This window comes from Streptomyces sp. ID05-39B (genome assembly GCF_033794725.1).
Taxonomy (GTDB): Bacteria; Actinomycetota; Actinomycetes; order Streptomycetales; family Streptomycetaceae; genus Streptomyces; species Streptomyces bobili.
In genome coordinates this window covers 1-21,146 of the sequence record NZ_JARGEF010000033.1, presented here as the reverse complement: position 1 = coordinate 21,146, position 21,146 = coordinate 1, and the positions used below count along the sequence as shown (strand labels likewise).

The 21,146-nt window shown below is 71.6% G+C and carries 16 protein-coding genes; 15 read left to right on the top strand and 1 reads right to left on the bottom strand.

The features are described 5' to 3' along the window. Nucleotides 1–330 precede the first annotated feature (330 nt). The 7 genes from ssd to P1P75_RS10680 all read left to right on the top strand — a co-directional run bounded on the left by ssd (nt 331) and on the right by P1P75_RS10680 (nt 5,643). On the top strand, nt 331–1,443 hold the full coding sequence (gene ssd, locus P1P75_RS10710; RefSeq protein ID WP_319253945.1) for a septum site-determining protein Ssd: 1,113 nt from the start codon (nt 331–333) through the stop codon (nt 1,441–1,443). Further along, nucleotides 1,440–2,636, top strand: a complete 1,197-nt coding sequence (locus P1P75_RS10705) for a TadA family conjugal transfer-associated ATPase (protein WP_319253943.1) — start codon at nt 1,440–1,442, stop codon at nt 2,634–2,636. Before ssd ends, P1P75_RS10705 begins: the two co-directional genes overlap by 4 nt. After that, entirely contained in the window at nt 2,627–3,505 is an 879-nt protein-coding gene (locus tag P1P75_RS10700) for a type II secretion system F family protein (RefSeq protein WP_319253941.1), read from the top strand. The genes P1P75_RS10705 and P1P75_RS10700 overlap by 10 nt, the downstream gene beginning before the upstream one ends. Nucleotides 3,506–3,559: 54 nt before the next feature. After that, nucleotides 3,560–4,345: a type II secretion system F family protein gene (locus tag P1P75_RS10695; protein ID WP_319253940.1), complete on the top strand. Its 786-nt coding sequence runs from the start codon at nt 3,560–3,562 to the stop codon at nt 4,343–4,345. Nucleotides 4,346–4,527: 182 nt separating this feature from the next. Further along, nucleotides 4,528–4,743, top strand: coding sequence for a DUF4244 domain-containing protein (locus P1P75_RS10690; RefSeq protein ID WP_319253938.1), 216 nt, complete (start codon nt 4,528–4,530; stop codon nt 4,741–4,743). Nucleotides 4,744–4,777: 34 nt separating this feature from the next. After that, the gene (locus P1P75_RS10685; protein ID WP_319253936.1) at nt 4,778–5,149 is read left to right on the top strand and encodes a TadE family type IV pilus minor pilin; all 372 of its coding nucleotides are present in this window, start codon (nt 4,778–4,780) and stop codon (nt 5,147–5,149) included. Between the two features lie 80 nt (nt 5,150–5,229). Then, complete coding sequence (locus tag P1P75_RS10680; RefSeq protein ID WP_319253934.1) at nt 5,230–5,643, top strand: Rv3654c family TadE-like protein; 414 nt, start codon at nt 5,230–5,232, stop codon at nt 5,641–5,643. Between the two features lie 314 nt (nt 5,644–5,957). On the opposite strand, the gene P1P75_RS10675 is transcribed toward P1P75_RS10680, so the two are convergent. Further along, nucleotides 5,958–8,474, bottom strand: coding sequence for a DEAD/DEAH box helicase (locus tag P1P75_RS10675; RefSeq protein ID WP_319253932.1), 2,517 nt, complete (start codon nt 8,472–8,474; stop codon nt 5,958–5,960). An 81-nt stretch (nt 8,475–8,555) separates the two neighbouring features. Here P1P75_RS10675 and bldG point away from each other — a divergent pair, with 81 nt between their 5' ends. The 8 genes from bldG to tmk form a co-directional block, all read left to right on the top strand. Then, nucleotides 8,556–8,897 (top strand): anti-sigma factor antagonist BldG, encoded by a 342-nt coding sequence (gene bldG / locus P1P75_RS10670; RefSeq protein ID WP_009189842.1) that lies wholly within the window; start codon nt 8,556–8,558, stop codon nt 8,895–8,897. 109 nt (nt 8,898–9,006) lie between these two features. Next, nucleotides 9,007–9,438: an ATP-binding protein gene (locus tag P1P75_RS10665; protein ID WP_319253931.1), complete on the top strand. Its 432-nt coding sequence runs from the start codon at nt 9,007–9,009 to the stop codon at nt 9,436–9,438. Between the two features lie 328 nt (nt 9,439–9,766). Continuing rightward, nucleotides 9,767–12,172: a sodium-translocating pyrophosphatase gene (locus P1P75_RS10660; protein ID WP_319253929.1), complete on the top strand. Its 2,406-nt coding sequence runs from the start codon at nt 9,767–9,769 to the stop codon at nt 12,170–12,172. A 193-nt stretch (nt 12,173–12,365) separates the two neighbouring features. Beyond that, nucleotides 12,366–12,965 (top strand): small secreted protein, encoded by a 600-nt coding sequence (locus tag P1P75_RS10655; RefSeq protein ID WP_319253927.1) that lies wholly within the window; start codon nt 12,366–12,368, stop codon nt 12,963–12,965. Between the two features lie 28 nt (nt 12,966–12,993). Further along, nucleotides 12,994–14,511, top strand: a complete 1,518-nt coding sequence (locus P1P75_RS10650; protein ID WP_319253925.1) for a methyltransferase — start codon at nt 12,994–12,996, stop codon at nt 14,509–14,511. 493 nt (nt 14,512–15,004) lie between these two features. After that, entirely contained in the window at nt 15,005–15,202 is a 198-nt protein-coding gene (locus P1P75_RS10645) for a hypothetical protein (protein WP_319253923.1), read from the top strand. Between the two features lie 280 nt (nt 15,203–15,482). After that, complete coding sequence (topA, locus tag P1P75_RS10640; protein WP_319253921.1) at nt 15,483–18,371, top strand: type I DNA topoisomerase; 2,889 nt, start codon at nt 15,483–15,485, stop codon at nt 18,369–18,371. 124 nt (nt 18,372–18,495) lie between these two features. Further along, nucleotides 18,496–21,146, top strand: a 2,651-nt coding sequence (gene tmk, locus P1P75_RS10635; protein WP_319253918.1) for a dTMP kinase, incomplete at its 3' end; no start/stop codon positions are given.

The following is a 21,146-nucleotide window of genomic DNA, read 5'->3' as shown; positions in this document are numbered from 1 at the left end:
TTCGGCATGCCCGCAGCTCGTCACGGGGTGTAGTCGTCGGACTGCCCTGCGGGCGTCGCACACAGGACGGACAGGGCTCACCTGTACGGGTGATGACGATATTCACAACTCCCCACGCGTCCACAGTTATCCACCAAGATCCACACGATTTCCGGGTTCGCTGCACCGTGATTCCCACACGTTCGCTCGTGCCGAGTTCGGGACCGGTTCTGTTTGCCGGTCACCCGAGTCGGTTTCCGTCGGAAGCGCATATGGAGACCGGGAGCCGGTTCTTCACACGTAAGGGAATCGCGGGGCCGCAGAGGACTGCGTGCCACGCGGCGAAGGGGGATGGAAACCGTGACCGGAACCGTCACACACGACCCGCCGCACGCCGCCGGAGGGCGGCAGGGCAGGCCGCTGATCGTCACTGAGGACGCGGTGCTCCTCGACGACCTGCTGCGGCTGTGCGCCGCCGCCGGTGCCACACCCGAGGTGCACCACTCGGTGCCCGCACAGCGGGGCGGCTGGGAGTCCGCACCGCTCGTCCTGGTCGGCGACGACGCCGCCCGCCGTGTCCGCGGTGCCGCACGTCGCCGCGGAGTGGTCCTCGTCGGACGCGACCAGGACGACTCGGGAGTCTGGCGCCGGGCCGTCGAGATCGGTGCCGACCACGTCCTGGTGCTGCCCGACGGTGAGCAGTGGCTCGTCGACCGGATCGCCGACGTCGCCGAGGGAGTCGGACGTCCGGCCCTCACCGTCGGAGTCGTCGGCGGGCGCGGTGGGGCCGGAGCGTCCACGCTCGCGTGCGCCCTCGCCGTCACCTCCGCGCGTGAGGGACTGCGCACCCTGCTTGTGGACGCGGATCCCCTGGGCGGCGGACTCGACGTGCTCCTCGGCGGCGAGACCGTCGAAGGCCTGCGCTGGCCCGCGTTCGCCGCCTCACGCGGACGCGTCGGCGGCGGTGCCCTGGAGGAGTCGCTGCCCGAACTGCATCGACTGCGGTTACTCAGCTGGGACCGCGGCGACTGCGTCGCCATCCCGCCACAGGCCGTGCGTGCGGTGCTCGCCGCAGCACGGCGCCGCGGTGGCACCGTGATCGTCGACCTTCCTCGCCGCATCGACGACGGGATCGCCGAGGTCCTCGCCCAGCTCGACGTCGGGCTGCTCGTGGTCCCCGCCGAACTGCGCGCCGTCGCCGCGTCCGGACGGATGGCCTCCGCCGTCGGCATGGTCCTGCGCGACCTGAGGGTGGCGGTACGCGGCCCGTACGCCCCTGGGCTCGACGACCGTGAGGTGGCCCGGCTCCTCGGACTGCCCCTGGTCGGCGAGGTGCCCGTCGAGTCGGGTCTGCTGCGCCCCGACGGCGGCAAAGCCCCGCCCGGCGCGTCCGCGCGGGGACCGCTCGCCCGCTTCTGCAAGGAGTTCTGGGAGCGGTCCATGACCGAGGCGGGCACCGCATGAGCACGGCGCCCCGGCTCGACCGGCCGCCAGGATCGGGCGCACTCCTCGACGGCGTACGGCAGTGGCTCGCCGAGAGCGGCGCGGAACCGACACCGGCACGCGTGGCCCAGGCGCTGCGGGAACAGGGACGCGTGCTCGGGGACGCGGAAGTCCTCGGAGCGGCCGAGCAGTTGCGCTCCGAGCTGGTCGGCAGCGGACCGCTGGAGCCGCTGCTCGCCGACCCGTCGGTGACCGACGTACTGGTCTCGGCCCCCGACCGGGTCTGGGTCGACCGCGGCGGCGGCCTGGAGCTGACCGCCGTGGCCTTCCCGGACGCGGCAGCCGTACGGCGCCTCGCCCAGCGCCTGGCCGCGGTGGCCGGTCGGCGCCTGGACGACGCCCGGCCCTGGGCCGACGCCCGGCTGCCGGACGGAACCAGGCTGCACGCGGTGCTGCCCCCGGTGGCCGTCGGCTGCACCTGCCTGGCGCTGCGAGTGGTACGGCCGCGGGCATTCACCCTCGACGAGCTCATGGCGGCGGGCACCGTGCCGCCGGGCGGGGACAAGGTGCTGCGAGAACTGCTGCGGGCCCGCCTGTCGTTCCTGATCAGTGGGGGCACCGGCAGCGGTAAGACCACGCTGCTCAGCGCCCTTCTGGGGCTGGTCGGGGCGGGGGAGCGGATCGTGCTGGCGGAGGACTCGGCGGAACTGCGCCCGGATCATCCGCACGTCGTCCGGCTGGAGACCAGGCCCGCCAACCAGGAGGGCGCCGGTCTGGTCACGCTCGAGGACCTTGTGCGGCAGGCGTTGAGGATGCGGCCGGACCGGCTGGTCGTGGGCGAGGTGCGAGGGCCTGAGGTCGTCCACCTGCTGGCCGCGCTCAACACCGGTCACGAAGGCGGGTGCGGGACCGTCCACGCCAACGCCGCGGCCGACGTCCCGGCCAGGCTGGAAGCGCTCGGCACGGCGGCCGGGCTCGACCGGGCCGCTCTGCACAGCCAGTTGGCGGCCGCGCTGTCCGTGGTCCTGCACCTCGTGCGCGATCCGGCCGGACGGCGACGGATCGCCGAGGTGCATGTGCTGGAGCGGGACCCGTCGGGCTTGGTGCGGACCGTCCCGGCGCTGAGGTGGCAGGCGGACGCGTTCGTGTACGAGCGCGGCTGGGAGCGGCTGAGGGAGTTGCTGCGAAGTGAGAGGAGCGAACCATGGGCGTGACCGGTGTGGTGGGTGAAGGGCCGATGAACGCCGCCGTTGCCTGTGCCGGCGTGGCGGTACTGCTGTGGGGCGGACCGTACTCGGCGGTCCGGCGGGCACAGTTGCTGCTGGCCGGGGGCGCGGTGGCAGGCAGCGGGCCACCGTCCTGGCAGGACCTGACACACGACCTGCGGCGCCTGCGTGCGCGATGGCGGCCCGAATGGTGGTCACCGGTCGTCGGACTGGTGGTGGGTGTGCTGGGCAGCTCGGTCCTGCCGGTCGCCGCGGGGGCGGCCGGAGTACCCCTGCTGCGCCGGATGCGGCGGGCGCGCTCGGCACGGCGGGCGGGCGAGCGCCGGGCTGACGCGGTGATCGCGCTGTGTGCGTCGCTCGCCGGGGAGGTGCGTTCGGGGAGGCAACCCGGCGAGGCCTTGCAGCGCGCAGCACGCGATTCGGGAGGGCTCGGCGAGGCCCAGGCGGCTGTGCTGGCTGCCGCCCGGTTCGGAGGAGACGTACCCGGCGCTCTGGTAGGTGCGGCACGACAGCCGGGGGCCGGCGGCTTGTCGGGGCTCGCGGCGTGCTGGCGGGTGGCCGTCGACCAGGGCGCCGGACTCGCTGCCGGACTCGATCGCCTCGAAGGTGCACTTCGCGCCGAGCGAGATCAACGTGCTGATCTGCGCGCCCAGTTGGCGGGAGCGCGCTCCACGGCGGTGATGCTCGCCGGCCTGCCGGTCCTGGGGCTCCTCCTGGGCACCGCGCTCGGCGCGGACCCGCTGCACGTCCTGCTGCACACCGGGGCCGGTCTGGGCTGCCTGTTCGTCGGCGGGGTGCTGGAGGGGCTGGGGATGTGGTGGGCGCTGCGGATCGTGCGAGGTGCGGAGGGGGTGTGAGGCGATTCGGCCGACTGAGACGGGTGCAGGGCGAGTGAGGGAGTAGGAGGCGGCATGAGTGCGGAAGTTGTCCACAGGCTGGGGGCGGCCATGGGGATCGTGGTGGCCCTGGGATCGGTGGCGCGGTGGCTGGACACGGTGCGGCGTCGGCGGCGCGCGAGGCAGCGACTCTCCGAGGTGCTGGCCAGGCCGGTGAAAGCGGACATCTCGCGACCGCGGGTGCGGGAAGTCCTGCGGAGGTGGCTGCCCGAGGCGGCGGTGGTGTGCGCCGGGTGGACGGTCGGCGGTGGAGTTGTCGGGCTCGGCCTGGGGCTGGCAGGGGTGGCGGCGCTGTGGTGGTGGCGTCGCAGACAGCAGGCGACGGACGCGATGAGCGAGGCCGACGCGCGGGCCGCGGCCCGGCAGCTTCCGCTCGCGGCCGATCTGCTGGCCGCGTGCATCGCGGCGGGCGCGGGGCCGGTGATCGCGGCACAGGCCGTGGGTGAGGCGCTGGACGGTCCCGTCGGAGGGGCCTTGGCGCGCGGTGCCGCCGAGGTGCGGCTGGGTGGCGAACCCTTCGACGCCTGGCGGACGTTGGCCTCGGTGCGCGGGGCGGGCGCGCTGGCCCGCCTGCTGGAGAGGGCTGACGTGTCCGGTCTCCCGGCGGCGGTGCCGGTGGCCCGGATCGCGGCCGACGCCCGCGCCGACTGGGCCCGCACCGGCACAACTCGGGCCAGACGGGCGGCAGTCCTGATCGCCGCACCGGTAGGGCTGTGTTTTCTGCCTGCCTTCATCGCGGTGGGCATCGTGCCCGTCGTGATCGGGCTGGCCGGCGGGGCGCTGGAAGGGGGTGGGCTGTGAGGGATGTCTGACCGGACAGCCGGCAGACGGTTTCGACAGGCGAGCAAGTCCCAGACAGGTCAGACAGGACAAGCCAGGCAGGCCAGGCAGGCCAGGCAGCCAGACAGATCAAGCAGGTCAAGCAGTCCGGCCGGTCAGCGGGACCGGTGCGGGCGATGGGATCGAGACTCACGGGGGTCGACATGAGCAAGGCGGTACGAGCGAGGTTGCGTTTCCTGGTTTGTCGGGTGCGTGTGCGGGCGGGGCGGAGGGACGCGGGGATGGTGACCTCCGAATACGCGATGGGAATCGTTGCGGCGGTGGCCTTCGCCGTGGCGCTCTACCAGGTCGTGACGAGCGGGGCGGTCGCGGCGGAGTTGCAGGGCATCGTGAAGCGGGCGCTCAGTGCGGGGACGTGACTGGGGCCGGGCGCGAGGCGCGGACCGAGGGTTCGTGACGGCGGAGGCGGCCGTGGTGCTGCCGGTGCTGGTGGCGTTCGCGATGGCCCTGGTGTGGGGGTTGCTGGTCATGACCGCCCAGATCCAGTGCGTGGACGCGGCCAGGGCCGGCGCCCGCGCCGCCGCCCGGCAGGACCCGGCAGACGCGGTCGTGGAGGTCGCGCGGGCGACGGCACCGCGTGGGGCGCGGGTGACGGTCACCAGGGAGGGCGATCAGGTCAGGGTGGTGGTCGTGGCCGAGGCACCGATTCTGAGCGGGCTGCCTTTCGAGGTGCGGGAGGAGGCCGTGGCGGCGGCGGAGGAGGACGTCGGGAGCGTGGAGGACGGGGGCGGTGGGGTTGCGGCTGGACAGGAGTCGGGGCCATGAGGGTTCGTGGGCGTTGGGGAGGTGTGGTGCGTGCGCGGCCGGCCCGGCGTGCGGGGCTCGGCCGCCGGCGGGACGGCCTCGTGAGCCGGTACCGGAGCCGGTGTCAGGCCGACCGAGGGTCCGCGACTGTCTGGACCCTCGCTGTGATCGCCGTGATGTGTGTGGTCTTCGGAGCCGCGCTCGCCCTCGGACAGGCCGTCCTGGCGCGGCACCGGGCCGCCGGTGGCGCCGACCTCGCGGCACTCGCCGCCGCGGACCACTGGACGGACGGTGGCGAGGCGGCCTGCGCCCGTGCGGACCGGCTGGCTCGGGCGCAGGGTGCACGGCTGGTGCGGTGCGTGGTCGTGGGGGAGGTGTCGGACGTGACGGCCGCGGCCGGGCGAGGACCGTTCACGGTCGAGGTGAGGGCACGGGCTGGGCCTGCTGGACCGGCGGCACCGATGCCACCGGTGGTGGCGGACGCACCATCGGCGGTGCCGGAGACGGGCGGCTGACCGGGGTCGCCTCTCCGTCAGCCGAGCCCAGGGCCAAGCGTTTGCGGAGCCTCGCCCGCCTATGGCTCACCTGGGGCGGGCGGCCCCTTCCTGCCCCAGCTGGTCCTCGCCGTCGACCCGTTGGCCAGGTTTTCCCGGGACGACCCGGCGCCCCGGCCGGACCGCATCCCTGTAAGCCGCTTGCCACGTCCCCAGAGCCCCACAGTGCCCCTCCAGCACCCGGGGGGCCCGGTCTTCCCCCAACACCCGCTCCTGCGCCCTCGCAGCCTCCTGCTGCGCATCTCCCGCCACCTTCAGCCCTCTACTTCCTCCGCCTACTTCCTCCGCTCCTCCGACTCCCCCGCGTCCACCGTCCCGACGCCCGCCGCCATGCCGTCGTCCTCCTCCGGCGCCCCCCGCAGCAACTCGGTGAGGAGCCTGATCGCGCCTCTCTTGTGCAAGGGGTCGTTGCCGTTGCCGCACTTGGGGGACTGGATGCAGGACGGGCAGCCGGCCTCGCACTCGCAGGAGGCGATGGCCTGACGGGTGGCGGTCAGCCAGGAGCCAGCCGTGTGGAAGGCGCGTTCCGCGAAGCCCGCGCCGCCGGGATGGCCGTCGTAGACGAAGACCGTGGGGAGGAGGGTGTCGGGGTGCAGGGGGATCGAGACGCCCCCGATGTCCCAGCGGTCGCAGGTGGCGAAGAGGGGCAGCATGCCGATCGACGCGTGTTCCGCGGCGTGCAGGGCTCCGCCGAGGATCTCGGGGTTGATGCGGGCGGCGTCCAGTTGGTCCTCGGTGACCGTCCACCACACGGCACGGGTGCGCAGCGTACGAGGAGGGAGGTCGAGCTTCGACTCGCCCAGTACTTCACCGGTGATGACGCGTCGACGCAGGAAGGAGACCACCTGGTTGGTGACTTCGACGGAGCCATAGCACAACCGGCCGTCGCCCCACAAAATTTCGACGTCCGTCTCCAGGACGGTGATCGCTGTCGTGTCGCGGGCGACCGTCGAATACGGCGGGCCGGCCTCCTCGACGAGAGCCACCGAGTCCTCCAGGTCCAGCGACCGCACCAGGTAGGTGCGGCCCTGGTGCAGATGGACCGCTCCCTCGTGGACGGTCGAGTGCGCGGCACCCTCGTCGACCGTGCCGAGCAGCCGGCCGGTGCCGGACTCCACGATCTGGACCGGCCGGCCGCCCCCGCCGCGGATGTCGGTGAGGTCGGCGGCACGCTCGCGGCGGGTCCAGTGCCAGGCCTTCGTGCGGCGGCGCAGCAGCTTCGCGGCCTCCAGTTGAGGGAGCAGGGTCTCGGTCTCGGGTCCGAAGAGCGCCAGGTCGTCCTCGGTGAGGGGGATTTCGGCGGCGGCCGCGCACAGGTGCGGGGCGAGGACGTAGGGGTTGTCGGGGTCGAGGACGGTCGATTCCACCGGGCGGTCGAACAGGGCCTCCGGGTGGTGGACGAGGAAGGTGTCCAGCGGGTCGTCGCGGGCGATCAGCACGGCCAGCGCGCCCTGTCCTGACCGTCCCGCCCGTCCCGCCTGCTGCCACAGTGAGGCGCGGGTGCCCGGGTATCCGGCGATGAGGACGGCGTCCAGGCCGGAGACGTCGATGCCGAGTTCGAGGGCGGTCGTGGCGGCCAGGCCGAGGAGTTCGCCGGAATGCAGCGCCTGTTCGAGGGCGCGGCGTTCCTCGGGGAGGTAGCCGCCCCGGTAGGCCGCGACACGCCGGGCCAGCGAGCGGTCGACCTCGGCGAGGCGCTCCTGGGCGATGAGGGAGATCAGCTCGGCGCCGCGCCGGGAGCGGACGAAGGCGACCGTGCGGACGCCCTGGACGGCGAGGTCGGTGAGCAGGTCGGCGGTCTCGGCGGTGGCGGTGCGGCGGACGGGAGCGCCCTTCTCGCCGCGCATCTCGGTGAGCGGGGGCTCCCAGAGGGCGAACACCAGTTCACCCCGGGGTGAGGCGTCGTCCGCCACCTCGACCACGGGGAGGCCGGTGAGGCGGCCGGCGGCCACCGAGGGCTCGGCGGCCGTCGCGGAGGCCAGCAGGAAGACGGGGGAGGCGCCGTAGCGGGCGCACAGGCGGCGCAGGCGGCGCAGCACCTGGGCCACGTGGGAGCCGAACACACCGCGGTAGGTGTGGCACTCGTCGATGACGACGTACTTCAGGGATTTCAGGAAGGAGGACCAGCGCGGGTGGGACGGGAGAATGCCGCGGTGCAGCATGTCGGGGTTGGTGAGGACGTAGTTGGCGTACTGGCGGATCCAGTCGCGTGCCTCGACCGGGGTGTCGCCGTCGTACACGGCCGGGCGTACCGCGGTGCCCAGCGGGTGTGAAAGTTCCTTCACGGATCGGCACTGGTCCGCTGCCAGGGCCTTGGTGGGCGCGAGGTAGAGCGCGGTGGCGCCGCGGCCGTTCGGGGCCTGTGAGCCGTCCAGGAGGGCCGACAGGACCGGCACGAGGTATGCCAGCGACTTGCCGGAGGCCGTGCCGGTCGCGACGACCACCGACTGGCCGTCCAGGGCGTGCTCGGCGGCGGCGGCCTGGTGTGCCCAGGGGTGCTCGATGCCGCGGGCCTGCACGGCCGCGATGACTTCCGAACGAATCCGGTCAGGCCAAACGGCATGGCGACCCGCGCGCGGGGGCACATGCTCCGTATGAGTGATGCGCGACGCCCGGCTCGGTCCCGGGGCGAGCCGGTCCAGGATCTGGCCCGGAGACAGGCGGGACGCGGGCTGTGCAGAGGGTCGATCGGATCGGTGATTCTTGGCCATCGGCACCGAGTGTGTCACTGGCGTGACGGACAATGGAGCCAAGGCGTCGTGCACGCCTGCCGGTAAGTGATTGAATGCCATCGCGGCTGGCGTACCGTCCCGGGGGCTCCTGCCCAGGTGTTCCGAGGGACGACCGCTCGATAGCAAGGTGCTGGAGGATCCGTGGACCTGTCCCTGTCGACCCGTACCGTCGGCGATCGTACGGTCGTCGAGGTCGGTGGCGAAATCGACGTATATACCGCGCCCAAGTTGCGCGAGCAGCTGGTCGAGCTGGTGAACGATGGCAATTTCCACCTTGTCGTCGATATGGAGGGCGTGGACTTCCTCGACTCCACCGGACTCGGCGTGCTGGTCGGTGGCTTGAAGCGGGTGCGTGCCCATGAGGGCTCGCTGCGCCTGGTGTGCAACCAGGAGCGCATTCTGAAGATCTTCCGCATCACCGGTCTGACCAAGGTGTTCCCGATTCACACCTCGGTCGACGAAGCGGTCGCAGCCACCGACTGACCACTCCGTCCGGGCCCTTGTGGCCCGGACGGCCCAGTTGAACTCCGGGGTACCGGGCTTTCGGCAGCCCGGCCCCCCGACAGCACGCCCGTAGTTCCGAGGGGGATGCATGGCCACCGTTGAACTCCGCTTCAGCGCGCTGCCCGAGCACGTCAGGACCGCCCGACTGGTGGCGGCGGCGGTGGCGCGCAGGTCCGGAGTGGACGAGGCCGTGCTCGACGAGGTCAGGCTCGCCGTCGGCGAGGCCTGCACTCGTGCCGTCGGACTCCATCAGAGCGGCGGCATCACCGCACCGGTGAAGGTGTCGCTCATCGAGGAGGAGAAGCAGTTCTCCATCGAGGTGGGGGACGAGGCCCCGAGGATCGCGCCCGGTGACCGGGTGCCGGGTTCCGGCGACATCGACGTGGACGCCGAGGAGGACGAGATGGGCCTCGCGGTCATCAGCGGCCTCGTTGACGACGTGGAGGTCACCGCCGGCGAACACGGCGGGCTGATCCGTATGACCTGGCCGACGGCTCCGCCGGCCACCGCGCTCGGCTGACCCCGGCGTCACCCGTCCGGCCCCACTGGACAGACACGTACCCGAAGGGCCCCACTCCGGTGGGGCCCTTCGGCATGTGCGCAGGTACGAGGGCGCGCTTACAGTGGTCCCAGGAAGTGAATCTTGAAGAAGTGAATCTTGCTTGCGCGGAGAAGTGAATCTTGCCGCGAATTCGTGAATTCGTTCACGAACAACAATGCTTCGAAGGCATTACTGTGACGATTTGCGTGCGAAGGCAAATTCCGTTTACCGCACACTGTTTTGATCAGGTTCCGGTACCTACAATCCGTCCACATCTTGAGCTCAGCCCAAGCGTCAAGGAGGACGAATGGCGGGGCTTTCTACCCCTCATCGGTTGGACCACTCCACAACCTTCGCGGCCGCAGTGCTGACCGACGGCAACCGACTCCTCGTGGTGGTCATCGGGATCGTCGCACTGGCCGCGCTCGTGGTCGCGGGCGTGCTGCTGCGCCAGGTGCTCGCGGCGGGCGAGGGCACCGACGGCATGAAGAAGATCGCGGCGGCGATCCAGGAGGGCGCCAACGCCTATCTCACCCGGCAGTTGCGCACACTCGGCGTATTCGCCGTCGTGGTGTTCTTCCTGCTCATGCTGCTGCCCGCGGACGACTGGAATCTACGCGCCGGACGATCGATCTTCTTCCTGGTAGGCGCGGCGTTCTCGGCGGGCACCGGCTATATCGGCATGTGGCTCGCCGTGCGCAGCAATGTGCGTGTCGCCGCGGCGGCCCGGGAAGCGACTCCGGCGGAAGGCGAACCGGAAAAGGATCTCACCGCCGTTTCGCACAAGGCGATGAAGATCGCATTTCGCACGGGCGGCGTGGTCGGCATGTTCACGGTGGGGCTCGGTCTGCTCGGCGCCTCCTGTGTGGTGCTGGTGTACGCGGCCGACGCGCCGAAGGTCCTGGAGGGCTTCGGTCTCGGCGCGGCGCTCATCGCGATGTTCATGAGGGTCGGCGGCGGCATCTTCACCAAGGCCGCCGACGTCGGCGCCGACCTGGTCGGCAAGGTCGAGAAGGGCATCCCGGAGGACGATCCGCGCAATGCCGCGACCATCGCCGACAACGTGGGCGACAATGTCGGCGACTGCGCGGGCATGGCGGCCGACCTCTTCGAGTCGTACGCCGTGACGCTGGTCGCCGCGCTGATCCTCGGCAAGGTGGCCTTCGGCGACGCCGGCCTCGCGTTTCCGCTGCTCGTGCCCGCCATCGGTGTGATCACGGCCATGATCGGCATCTTCGCGGTCGCGCCGCGCCGCTCCGACCGCAGCGGCATGTCCGCGATCAACCGGGGCTTCTTCATCTCCGCGGTGATCTCGCTCGTGCTGGTCGCCGTGGCCGTGTTCGTCTACCTCCCCGGGAAGTACGCCGACCTCGACGGCGTCACCGACGCGGCGATCCAGGGCAAGAGCGGCGACCCGCGCATCCTCGCCCTCGTCGCGGTGGTGATCGGCATCCTCCTGGCCGCCGTCATCCAGCAACTCACCGGCTACTTCACCGAGACCACGCGCCGCCCGGTGCGCGACATCGGCAAGTCCTCGCTCACCGGCCCGGCCACCGTCGTCCTCGCCGGAATCTCCATCGGCCTCGAATCGGCCGTCTACACGGCCCTGTTGATCGGCCTGAGCGTGTACGGGGCGTTCCTGCTCGGCGGCACGTCCATCATGCTGGCGCTGTTCGCGGTGGCCCTGGCCGGCACCGGCCTGCTCACCACGGTCGGCGTGATCGTCGCGATGGACACCTTCGGACCCGTCTCGGACAACGCTCAGGGCATCGCCGAGATGTCCGGGGACGTGCAGGGGGCCGGAGCTCAGGTGCTCACCGACCTCGACGCCGTCGGCAACACCACCAAGGCCATCACCAAGGGCATCGCCATCGCCACGGCCGTGCTGGCGGCGTCGGCGCTCTTCGGGTCGTACCGCGACGCCATCACCACCGGTGCGCGCGACGTCGGCGAGAAGCTCTCCGGGGACGGCGCGCCGATGACGCTGATGATGGACATCTCGCAGCCCAACAACCTGGTCGGCCTGATCGCGGGCGCGGCGGTCGTCTTCCTGTTCTCGGGGCTGGCGATCAACGCGGTGTCGCGGTCGGCGGGTTCGGTGGTCTACGAGGTGCGGCGGCAGTTCCGGGAGCGGCCCGGGATCATGGACTACAGCGAGACGCCGGAGTACGGCAAGGTCGTCGACATCTGCACCAGGGACGCTCTGCGGGAGCTGGCCACGCCCGGACTGCTCGCGGTGCTGGCGCCGGTCTTCGTCGGGTTCACGCTCGGCGTCGGCGCGCTCGGCTCGTTCCTCGCCGGCGCTATCGGCACGGGCACGCTGATGGCCGTGTTCCTCGCCAACTCCGGCGGCGCCTGGGACAACGCCAAGAAGCTCGTGGAGGACGGCCACCACGGCGGGAAGGGCAGCGAGGCACATGCGGCGACCGTCATCGGCGACACCGTCGGCGACCCCTTCAAGGACACCGCGGGACCCGCGATCAACCCGCTGCTGAAGGTCATGAACCTGGTGGCGCTGCTCATCGCGCCCGCGGTGATCCAGTTCAGTTACGGCGAGGACGAGAGCCTCGGCGTACGGATCGCGATCGCGGTGCTCGCGCTCGCGGTGATCGTCGGGGCGGTCTACGTCTCCAAGCGGCGCGGCATCGCCATGGGGGACGAGGGCGACGCCGACGAGTCGGCCAAGTCGACGGATCCTGCGGTGGTTTCGTAGGAGCCGGGATCGAGCTCGCGGATCAAAGGGCGGGCGGACGGCGCGTGTTGACGCGTCGGCCGCCCGCCTGCTGTGTGTGCGCCCTGGCCGTGAGCCTTCTCTCTCTTGGCTCAAACAGTCATATATATATGTAAAGCGGATATCGAGTCTGGGTTGTCACCTGGTCGGCGTGTATGTTCCGGGGCCGAGAGCCATGGAAGGGGCCAAACCGGTGAACAAGAAGCTCGCGGCCGCACTGTCCGGCGGTGCGGTACTCGTGGTGGCGCTGTCGGGATGCAGCGAGGAGAAGGACAACAAGGAGCTGGACGCCTGGGCCAAGCAGGTCTGCCAGACGGTCCCGGCCCAGCAGGCGAAGATCGTGGCTGCCTACGACGCGCTGGCCAAGGTCGCCAAGAACGGCGCGCCGGAAGACCTCCAGAAGACCGACTCCCAGGCATTCCAGGACCTGTCCGACGGCTTCAAGGGGCGCGCGAGCGCCCTCAAGAGCGCTGGTGCGCCTCCGGGCGTCGAGGGCAGCGAGAAGAAGCAGCAGGACGCCGTCCAGAAGCTCACCGTCCTGTCCGAGTCCTACGCCGATCTGAAGAAGCAGGTCGACGCGCTCGACACGAAGGACCAGGGGAAGTTCGCCACCGGTCTGGACGACGTCTCGAAGCAGATGAAGGACGTCTCCCAGCAGTACAAGGGCGCGGTCGCCGCACTGCGGAGCCTGGAGCAGGGCGACGTCAAGGAGGCCGTGGCCAAGCAGGCCGGCTGCAAGAAGGCCGCCGCGTCCGCGTCGGCCACCGACAGCTGAGCCGGTCACGGAGGGACACAATGGGGGCGTGAGTAACGCCACCCAGCCCCCCCTGCCCTCCGTCGGCCACCCGGACGTCACCGCCAGGCTGCGCGAGGCCCTGCTCGCGGCCTCCTTCACCGCCGACGGCCTCCTCGACCTGCTCGGCGCTCCCGCGTACGCGGCCCTCGCGCGCAGCGAGACCGTGCCGGCGCTGCGCGCCACCCGCGGGGACACGCCGCTGGAGACGCTCGTCCGTCTCTTCCTGCTCCAGCAGCCGGTTCCCCACGCGCGCGTGGAGCACGTCCTGCCCGTGCACGCGTGCGTGGAGGCCGGTTGGCTGACGCGCTCCGGCACGGACGACGTCGCCGCCACCGTGGACGTCCGGCCCTTCGGCGGGCCGGACGGCGAGGACTGGTTCATCGTGTCCGACCTGGGCTGCGCCGTCGGCGGGGCCGGCGGAATCGGCAGCAGCGCCGAGGGCGTCGTCCTGGGCGTCGGCGGGGCGTCCACGACACTCGCCGGGATCACCGTCCGCACCCCTGTCTCCACCGCCCTGGACCTCGGCACCGGCTCCGGGATCCAGGCACTGCACGCCGCTCGGCACGCCACGCGCGTGACGGCGACCGACCTCAACCCGCGCGCCCTGCACATCACCGCGCTCACCTTGTCCCTGTCCGGCGCGCCAGCCGCCGATCTGCGCGAGGGCTCGCTGTTCGAACCCGTCCGGGACGACGAGACGTTCGACCTGATCGTGTCCAACCCGCCGTTCGTCATCTCGCCCAGCGCTCGGCTGACGTACCGCGACGGCGGAATGGGCGGGGACGATCTGTGCCGCTCGCTCGTTCAAGGAGCGGGGGAACGGCTGAACGTGGGCGGGTTCGCACAGTTCCTCGCCAACTGGCAGCACGTCGAGGGGGAGGACTGGCAGGACAGACTCAGGTCCTGGGTGCCGCGCGGCTGCGACGCGTGGATCGTGCAGCGCGAGGTACAGGACATCACCCAGTACGCCGAGTTGTGGCTCAGGGACGCCGGTGACCACCAGGGCGACCCGGCGGAGTACCGCGCGCGGTACGACGCGTGGCTCGACGAGTTCGAGGCACGCAAGGTGAAGGCCGTCGGCTTCGGCTGGATCACCCTGCGCAGGACCGCGTCCGACGAGCCCACGATCACCGTGGAGGAGTGGCCGCACCCCGTCGAGCAGCCGCTCGGCGACACGGTGAGGGCCCACTTCGAGCGCGTCGACCATCTCCGCGAGCACGATGACGCGGCCCTGCTCGCGGAGAGCTTCAGGCTCGCGGCGGAGGTCGTGCAGGAGCAGGTCGGGCTGCCCGGAGCCGAGGACCCGGAGCACGTGGTGCTGCGCCAGAACCGTGGCATGCGCCGCGCGACCAAGGTGGACACGATCGGGGCGGGATTCGCCGGCGTGTGCGACGGCTCGCTGAGCGCGGGCCGGATCCTGGACGCCATCGCGCAGCTCGTCGGCGAGGACCCGGTCCTGCTGCGTGACCGTACGCCCGCGCAGATCCGGTTGCTGGTGGAGCAGGGGTTCCTGGAGCCGGCCTGAGAGCGAAACAGGCCAACATCCTTCTCTTACCGGTGGCCTCACAGCAGCACGCCCGAAAAGCCGCCCGCACGCATTGCGAAAAGGCGGGTGAGAGCGGTGAGAGCGGATGCGAGAGAAGGATGTGGGAGAAGAACGACGGGAGAGGAACCGCGGGGGAGAACGGAGTCACCGGACGACCGGGATCCGCGGCGCCGAATTCGACGTCGTGCGGGCGCTCACCCCGTTCCGGATGTGACGCCGACCGTTTCGCCGACCGTTTCGCCGACCGTTTCGCCGGACGGCGACCAGGGCCGCGCGCCAGACGTGGTGTGAGGCCCGTCGCACGGGCCGCTCGTGCCGGACGGCAGCGCCCGGCGCCGTATCACCTGCCGGTGGCCCGCCGACCCCGCTCGTAGGTCCGGCGTTCACCTCGGGTTCGTCCGGTCGCCGCCCGTGCGTGCCAGTCTCCCGGCGACGGGACACGCGCGGGTGGAGACAAGGGGCGCGGGCGATCATGGAGAGTGGGCCGGCGGTCTTCGCCGGAATGATGTTCGCGCTGTTCGGAGGCGGTCTGCTGGCATGGACCGCGGTACGCGTGCGGCAGCGGCAGCCCGTCGCGCTCGGTGTGAGCCCTGTCGCATCGGCGACCGTCGCGACACTCGTCGCGGTGGTCGCGCTGACCGTCGGCGCGTGGTGCTTCACCCGCCTCTGAACTGCGTCCGGGATCTTGCCGGAAGCCTGTGAGAACTGCGCCCGGGGATCGGGGCGGATAATTGAGAGGCGCCGCTCCGGTGGGGCGAAAAAGAGCCGGTGGACACTCCGGGCGGCAGGAATGGCGGTAGTCGGGTTACCGTTCGAGTGGCCGTTGCGGGCTTTTCCCGTTTGACACGGGGGCGGGATGTACCGTCACACTCCGCAGCGTCAGCATGACCCGACCCCGGGAGCCAAGGCCTGGGGAGACACCCCAGCGTCGACCGGAGAGAAGAGCGAAGTTGTCCCCGACCAGCGACACCGCACACGGCGGCCGCCGACTCGTCATCGTCGAGTCGCCTGCCAAGGCGAAGACGATCAAGGGCTATCTCGGCCCCGGCTACGTCGTCGAAGCGAGCGTCGGGCACATCCGCGACCTCCCCAACGGCGCCGCGGAGGTGCCCGAGAAGTACACCGGCGAGGTGCGCCGCCTCGGGGTGGACGTCGACAACGACTTCCAGCCCGTCTACGTCGTCAACGCCGACAAGAGGGCCCAGGTCAAGAAGCTCAAGGACCTGCTGAAGGATTCCGACGAACTCTTCCTCGCCACCGATGAGGACCGCGAGGGCGAGGCGATCGCCTGGCATCTCCAGGAGGTGCTCAAGCCCAAGGTCCCGGTCAAGCGGATGGTCTTCCACGAGATCACCAAGGCCGCGATCCAGGCCGCCGTCGCCAACCCGCGCGAGCTGAACCAGAAGCTGGTCGACGCCCAGGAGACCCGCCGCATCCTCGACCGCCTCTACGGCTACGAGGTCTCGCCGGTCCTGTGGAAGAAGGTCATGCCCCGCCTGTCGGCCGGCCGCGTCCAGTCGGTCGCCACCCGGCTCGTCGTGGAGCGGGAACGCGAGCGCATCGCTTTCCGTTCCGCTGAGTACTGGGACCTGACGGGCACCTTCTCCCCCACTCTCGACTTCGCTCGAGCGGGGGGATCCCCGTCCGGCCGCGCGGGGGACGCGTCGGACCCGTCGTCGCTGGTCGCCCGCCTCCAGACCGTCGACGGCAGGCGGGTCGCGCAGGGCCGCGACTTCGACTCCCTGGGACAGATCAAGAGCGCGAACACCCTCCACCTCGACGAGGCCGGCGCCCGCGCGCTGGCCGCCGCCCTGGACAGCACCCGGTTCTCGGTGCGGTCCGTCGAGTCGAAGCCGTACCGCCGCTCGCCGTACGCCCCGTTCCGTACGACGACGCTCCAGCAGGAGGCCTCGCGCAAGCTCGGCTTCGGTGCGAAGGCGACCATGCAGGTGGCTCAGAAGCTGTACGAGAACGGCTTCATCACCTATATGCGTACGGACTCCACGACCCTGTCGGAGACGGCGATCACCGCCGCCCGTGCCCAGGTCACGCAGCTCTACGGCGCCGACTACCTGCCGCCGCAGCCGCGCACGTACGCCGGGAAGGTCAAGAACGCGCAGGAGGCGCACGAGGCGATCCGCCCCTCGGGTGATCGTTTCCGCACCCCCGCCGAGACCGGCCTGACCGGCGACCAGTTCCGTCTGTACGAGCTGATCTGGAAGCGGACCGTCGCCTCCCAGATGAAGGATGCGACCGGTAACAGCGTCACGGTGAAGATCGGCGGCACCGCCTCCGACGGCCGGGACGCCGAGTTCAGCGCCTCCGGCAAGACGATCACCTTCCACGGCTTCCTGAAGGCCTACGTCGAAGGCGCCGACGACCCGAACGCCGAGCTGGACGACCGCGAGCGCCGTCTCCCCCAGGTCGCCGAGGGCGACGCGCTCGGCGTCGAGGAGATCACGGTCGACGGGCACGCCACCAAGCCCCCGGCCCGCTACACCGAGGCCTCGCTGGTCAAGGAGCTGGAAGAGCGCGAGATCGGCCGCCCGTCGACGTACGCGTCGATCATCGGCACCATCCTCGACCGCGGTTACGTCTTCAAGAAGGGCACGGCGCTCGTCCCGTCGTTCCTCTCCTTCGCCGTGGTCAACCTCCTGGAGAAGCACTTCGGGCGGCTCGTCGACTACGACTTCACCGCCAGGATGGAGGACGATCTCGACCGCATCGCCCGCGGTGAGGCGAAGGCCGTGCCGTGGCTGAAGCGGTTCTACTTCGGCGAGGGCGCCGCGGGTCCGGCCGTCGGCGGAGCCGCCGAGGCGGGCAACGGCGACGGGGACCACCTCGGTGGCCTCAAGGAACTGGTGACCGACCTGGGCGCGATCGACGCGCGCGAGGTCTCGTCGTTCCCGGTGGGCAACGACATCATGCTGCGCGTCGGCCGCTACGGCCCCTATGTCGAACGCGGCGAGAAGGACTCGGAGAACCACCAGCGCGCGGACGTGCCGGAGGACCTGGCTCCCGACGAGCTGTCCGTCGAGTACGCGGAGGAACTGCTCGCCAAGCCGAGCGGCGACTTCGAGCTGGGCGCCGATCCGTCGACGGGCCACCAGATCATCGCCCGGGACGGCCGCTACGGCCCCTACGTCACCGAGGTGCTCCCCGAGGGCACCCCGAAGACCGGCAAGAACGCCGTCAAGCCGCGTACGGCCTCGCTGTTCAAGTCGATGTCCTTGGACACGGTCACGCTCGAGGACGCCCTCAAGCTGATGTCGCTGCCGCGCGTCGTCGGCACGGACGCCGAGGGCGTGGAGATCACCGCGCAGAACGGCCGCTACGGCCCGTACCTGAAGAAGGGCACGGACTCGCGGTCCCTCCAGACCGAGGACCAGCTCTTCACGATCACGCTCGAAGAGGCGCTGGAGATCTACTCCCAGCCCAAGCAGCGCGGCCGGGCCGCGGCCAAGCCGCCGCTGAAGGAGCTGGGCGAGGACCCGGTCAGCCAGAAGCCGGTCGTCGTCAAGGACGGCCGCTTCGGGCCGTACGTCACCGACGGGGAGACCAACGCGACGTTGCGCTCCGACGACAGCGTCGAGGAGATCACCCCCGAGCGCGGCTACGAGCTGCTCGCCGAGAAGCGGGCGAAGTCGCCCGCCAAGAAGACGGCGAAGAAGGCACCCGCGAAGAAGGCGGCGGCGAAGAAGGCCGCGCCGGCCAAGAAGACGGCTGCCAAGAAGACCGCCGCGAAGACGACCACGGCCGCGAAGAAGACCGCGACCAAGACCGCGACCAAGTCCGCGACGAAGAAGGCGACCGCTTCGAAGGCGGCTGCCGAGGACTGAGCCGCGCCGCGGTTCCCCGGTACCGGATCACAAAACGCACGCCCCGGCATCACTTTGATGTCGGGGCGTGCGTACGTATGGACGGGCGCTCCGGGCTGTCAGTCGCTGCCGATAGGCTGAAAGCATGACGCGAGCCGAGCAGCCAACGGCCCACCACCCGGCCCCGGACGACGCCCTGGTGGTGGACTCCCGCGAGCGCGCCGTGCGCGCCCTGTTGCGTGAGCCCCAGCTGAGGCGCCTGTGGAGCGCACAGTTGGTGAGCGGCGTCGGCGACGCCCTCGCCCTCCTGGTGCTGGTCCTCCTCGCCCTCCAGGCGGCCATCGCCGAGGGCTCCTTCGGAGGCGGCTACCGGGGCGTGGCGTTCGCGGTCGCGATCGTCTTCGCGGTCCGGGTGCTCGCCACCGTGCTCTTCGGTGCCGTCCTCCTTGGTCCGCTGACCTCACTGACCTCGCCGGACGGCCCGCTGGACCGCCGTTGGACCATGGTCGGCGCGGACGGTGTGCGGGCCGCCCTGCTGCTCGTGGCGCCCCTGTGGATCGACTGGATGCCGGACGATGCCCTGGCGCTGCTGCTGGTCACCGTCTTCGTGACCGGCGTAGCCGAGCGGTTCTGGACGGTCGCCCGCGAGAGCGCGGCCCCCGCACTGCTGCCGGCCCCGCCCCTGGAGGGCGCGACCGTACGGCCGCTGCCCGATCACATCGACGCCCTGCGCCGGCTGTCCCTGCGGACGAACTTCCTCGCGATCCCGCTGGCGGCCGCCACCCTGGTCGTCGCGGCCCTGTTCAACAACCTCCTGGGTGCCGGCATCGACTGGTTCGGCCAGCACCAGGCGGCCCTCGCCTCGTACGTGGCGGGCGGGCTGTTCGCCGGATCCCTGTCCGTCGTGGTCTTCCTGGAGCTGCCCGGCACCCGCACCCCGCGCGCGCGGTCCCCGCTCGAGGGCCTGCGCCGCCCGCGCACGGCCGCCGGTGTCGAAACGGGCCGCACGGGCGTCATCCCGGTGCTGGTGCTCGCCTGCGCGGCCGTGGCCGGGGCGATCGCCGCCGCCGTCGCCGTGGCGGTGCTGCACGCCAAGGACCTCGGCGGCGGCCCGGTGACGTACGGCCTGCTGGTGCTCGCGCTGACCGGCGGAGTCGCCGTCGGCGTCCGTACGGCACCGAAGGTGCTGGTGACGCTGTCGCGGCGCCGGCTGCTCGCGCTGGCCATCGCCTTCACCGGCGTGGCCCTGCTCGCGGCCGGGCTGGTCCCGGACGTCACCACCGTGCTGCTGATCACGGCCCTGGCCGGCGTCGGCGCGGGCGTCGCCGCCAACACCGGGCACGCGCTGCTCGACCAGGAGACCGAGGACCAGCGCCGCACGCGCATGACGGAACACCTGCACGCGGTCGTACGGATCCTGGTGGCGCTCGGCGCGCTGATCGCCCCGCTGGTGGCGGCGCTCATCGGACCGCACCGCCTGGAGAGCGGCAAGTTCGTCTTCGCCCACGGCGGCGCCGCGTTCACGCTGATGCTGGTCGGCGCGCTGCTGCTGCCGGTGGCCGCGCTGGTGCTCGCCAAGGTCGACGACCGTTCCGGCGTTCCCCTGCGCAACGACCTGCGGGACGCGCTGCTCGGTGGCGACGACCCGGAGCAGGCGCCGATGCCGACCGGCTTCTTCATCGCCCTGGAGGGCGGCGACGGCGCCGGGAAGTCCACCCAGGCAGAGGCGCTCGCCGACTGGATCAGGGCCAAGGGCCACGAGGTCGTCCTCACCCGCGAGCCGGGGGCCACGCCCGTGGGCAAGCGGCTGCGCTCGATCCTGCTCGACGTCTCCAGCGCCGGTCTGTCGCACCGCGCGGAGGCGCTGCTGTACGCCGCGGACCGCGCGGAGCACGTCGACACCGTCGTGCGGCCCGCCCTGGAGCGCGGCGCGGTCGTCATCACCGACCGGTACATCGACTCGTCCGTGGCCTACCAGGGCGCCGGCCGAGACCTCTCCCCGACCGAGATCGCGAGGATCTCGCGCTGGGCGACGAACGGGCTCGTACCGCACCTGACGATCCTGCTGGACGTCTCCCCCGAGACCGCCCGCGAGCGGTTCACCGAGGCGCCGGACCGCCTGGAGTCGGAGCCCGCCGAGTTCCACACGCGCGTGCGTTCCGGATTCCTCACGCTGGCCGCCGCCGACCCCGGCCGCTACCTCGTCGTCGACGCCGGCCAGGAACCGGAGGCCGTGACCACCGTCGTCCGCCACCGGCTCGACCGGATGCTGCCGCTCTCCGAGGCCGAGGTCAGGGCCCAGGAGGAGGCGCGGAAGAAGGCCGAGGAGGAGGCCCGCCGCAAGGCCGAGGAGGAGGCCGCCCGCAAGGCCGAGGAAGAGCGCCTGGAGCGGGAGCGCCAGGAACAGCTCGCCAAGCTGCGCGCCGAGGAGGAGGAGCGTAAGCGCCGCGAGCTGGAGGAGGCGCAGCGCCGCGAGGCCGAGCGGCAGGCGGAGGAGGCCCGCCAGCGTGCCGAGGAGGCACGCAGGCGTGCGGAGGAGGAGCGGGTGCGGCTCCTCGCCGAGGAGAAGGCCCGCGCCGAGGAGGAGGCCCGCCGCAAGGCGGAGGAGGAGCGGCGCCGCAAGCAGGCCGAGGAAGAGGCGCGGCTGCGCGCCGAGGCCGAGGCGCGGCGCCTGGACAAGCAGCGCAAGGCCGAGGAGGCGCTGCTGCGGGCCGAGGAGGCGCGGCGCGCCGCTGAGCAGGCCGCCGCCACCGCCCAGGCCCGGCTGCGGCCCACCCCGCCCGCGGCATCCCCGGG

Bases quoted from the DNA above. Each gene is read 5' to 3' on its own strand.
- ssd (WP_319253945.1), top strand. From the start codon at position 331: ATGGAAACCGTGACCGGAACCGTCACACACGACCCGCCGCACGCCGCC.
- P1P75_RS10705 (WP_319253943.1), top strand. From the start codon at position 1,440: ATGAGCACGGCGCCCCGGCTCGACCGGCCGCCAGGATCGGGCGCACTC.
- P1P75_RS10700 (WP_319253941.1), top strand. From the start codon at position 2,627: ATGGGCGTGACCGGTGTGGTGGGTGAAGGGCCGATGAACGCCGCCGTT.
- P1P75_RS10695 (WP_319253940.1), top strand. From the start codon at position 3,560: ATGAGTGCGGAAGTTGTCCACAGGCTGGGGGCGGCCATGGGGATCGTG.
- P1P75_RS10690 (WP_319253938.1), top strand. From the start codon at position 4,528: ATGAGCAAGGCGGTACGAGCGAGGTTGCGTTTCCTGGTTTGTCGGGTG.
- P1P75_RS10675 (WP_319253932.1), bottom strand. From the start codon at position 8,474: ATGGCATTCAATCACTTACCGGCAGGCGTGCACGACGCCTTGGCTCCA.
- P1P75_RS10665 (WP_319253931.1), top strand. From the start codon at position 9,007: ATGGCCACCGTTGAACTCCGCTTCAGCGCGCTGCCCGAGCACGTCAGG.
- P1P75_RS10660 (WP_319253929.1), top strand. From the start codon at position 9,767: ATGGCGGGGCTTTCTACCCCTCATCGGTTGGACCACTCCACAACCTTC.
- P1P75_RS10655 (WP_319253927.1), top strand. From the start codon at position 12,366: ATGGAAGGGGCCAAACCGGTGAACAAGAAGCTCGCGGCCGCACTGTCC.
- P1P75_RS10645 (WP_319253923.1), top strand. From the start codon at position 15,005: ATGGAGAGTGGGCCGGCGGTCTTCGCCGGAATGATGTTCGCGCTGTTC.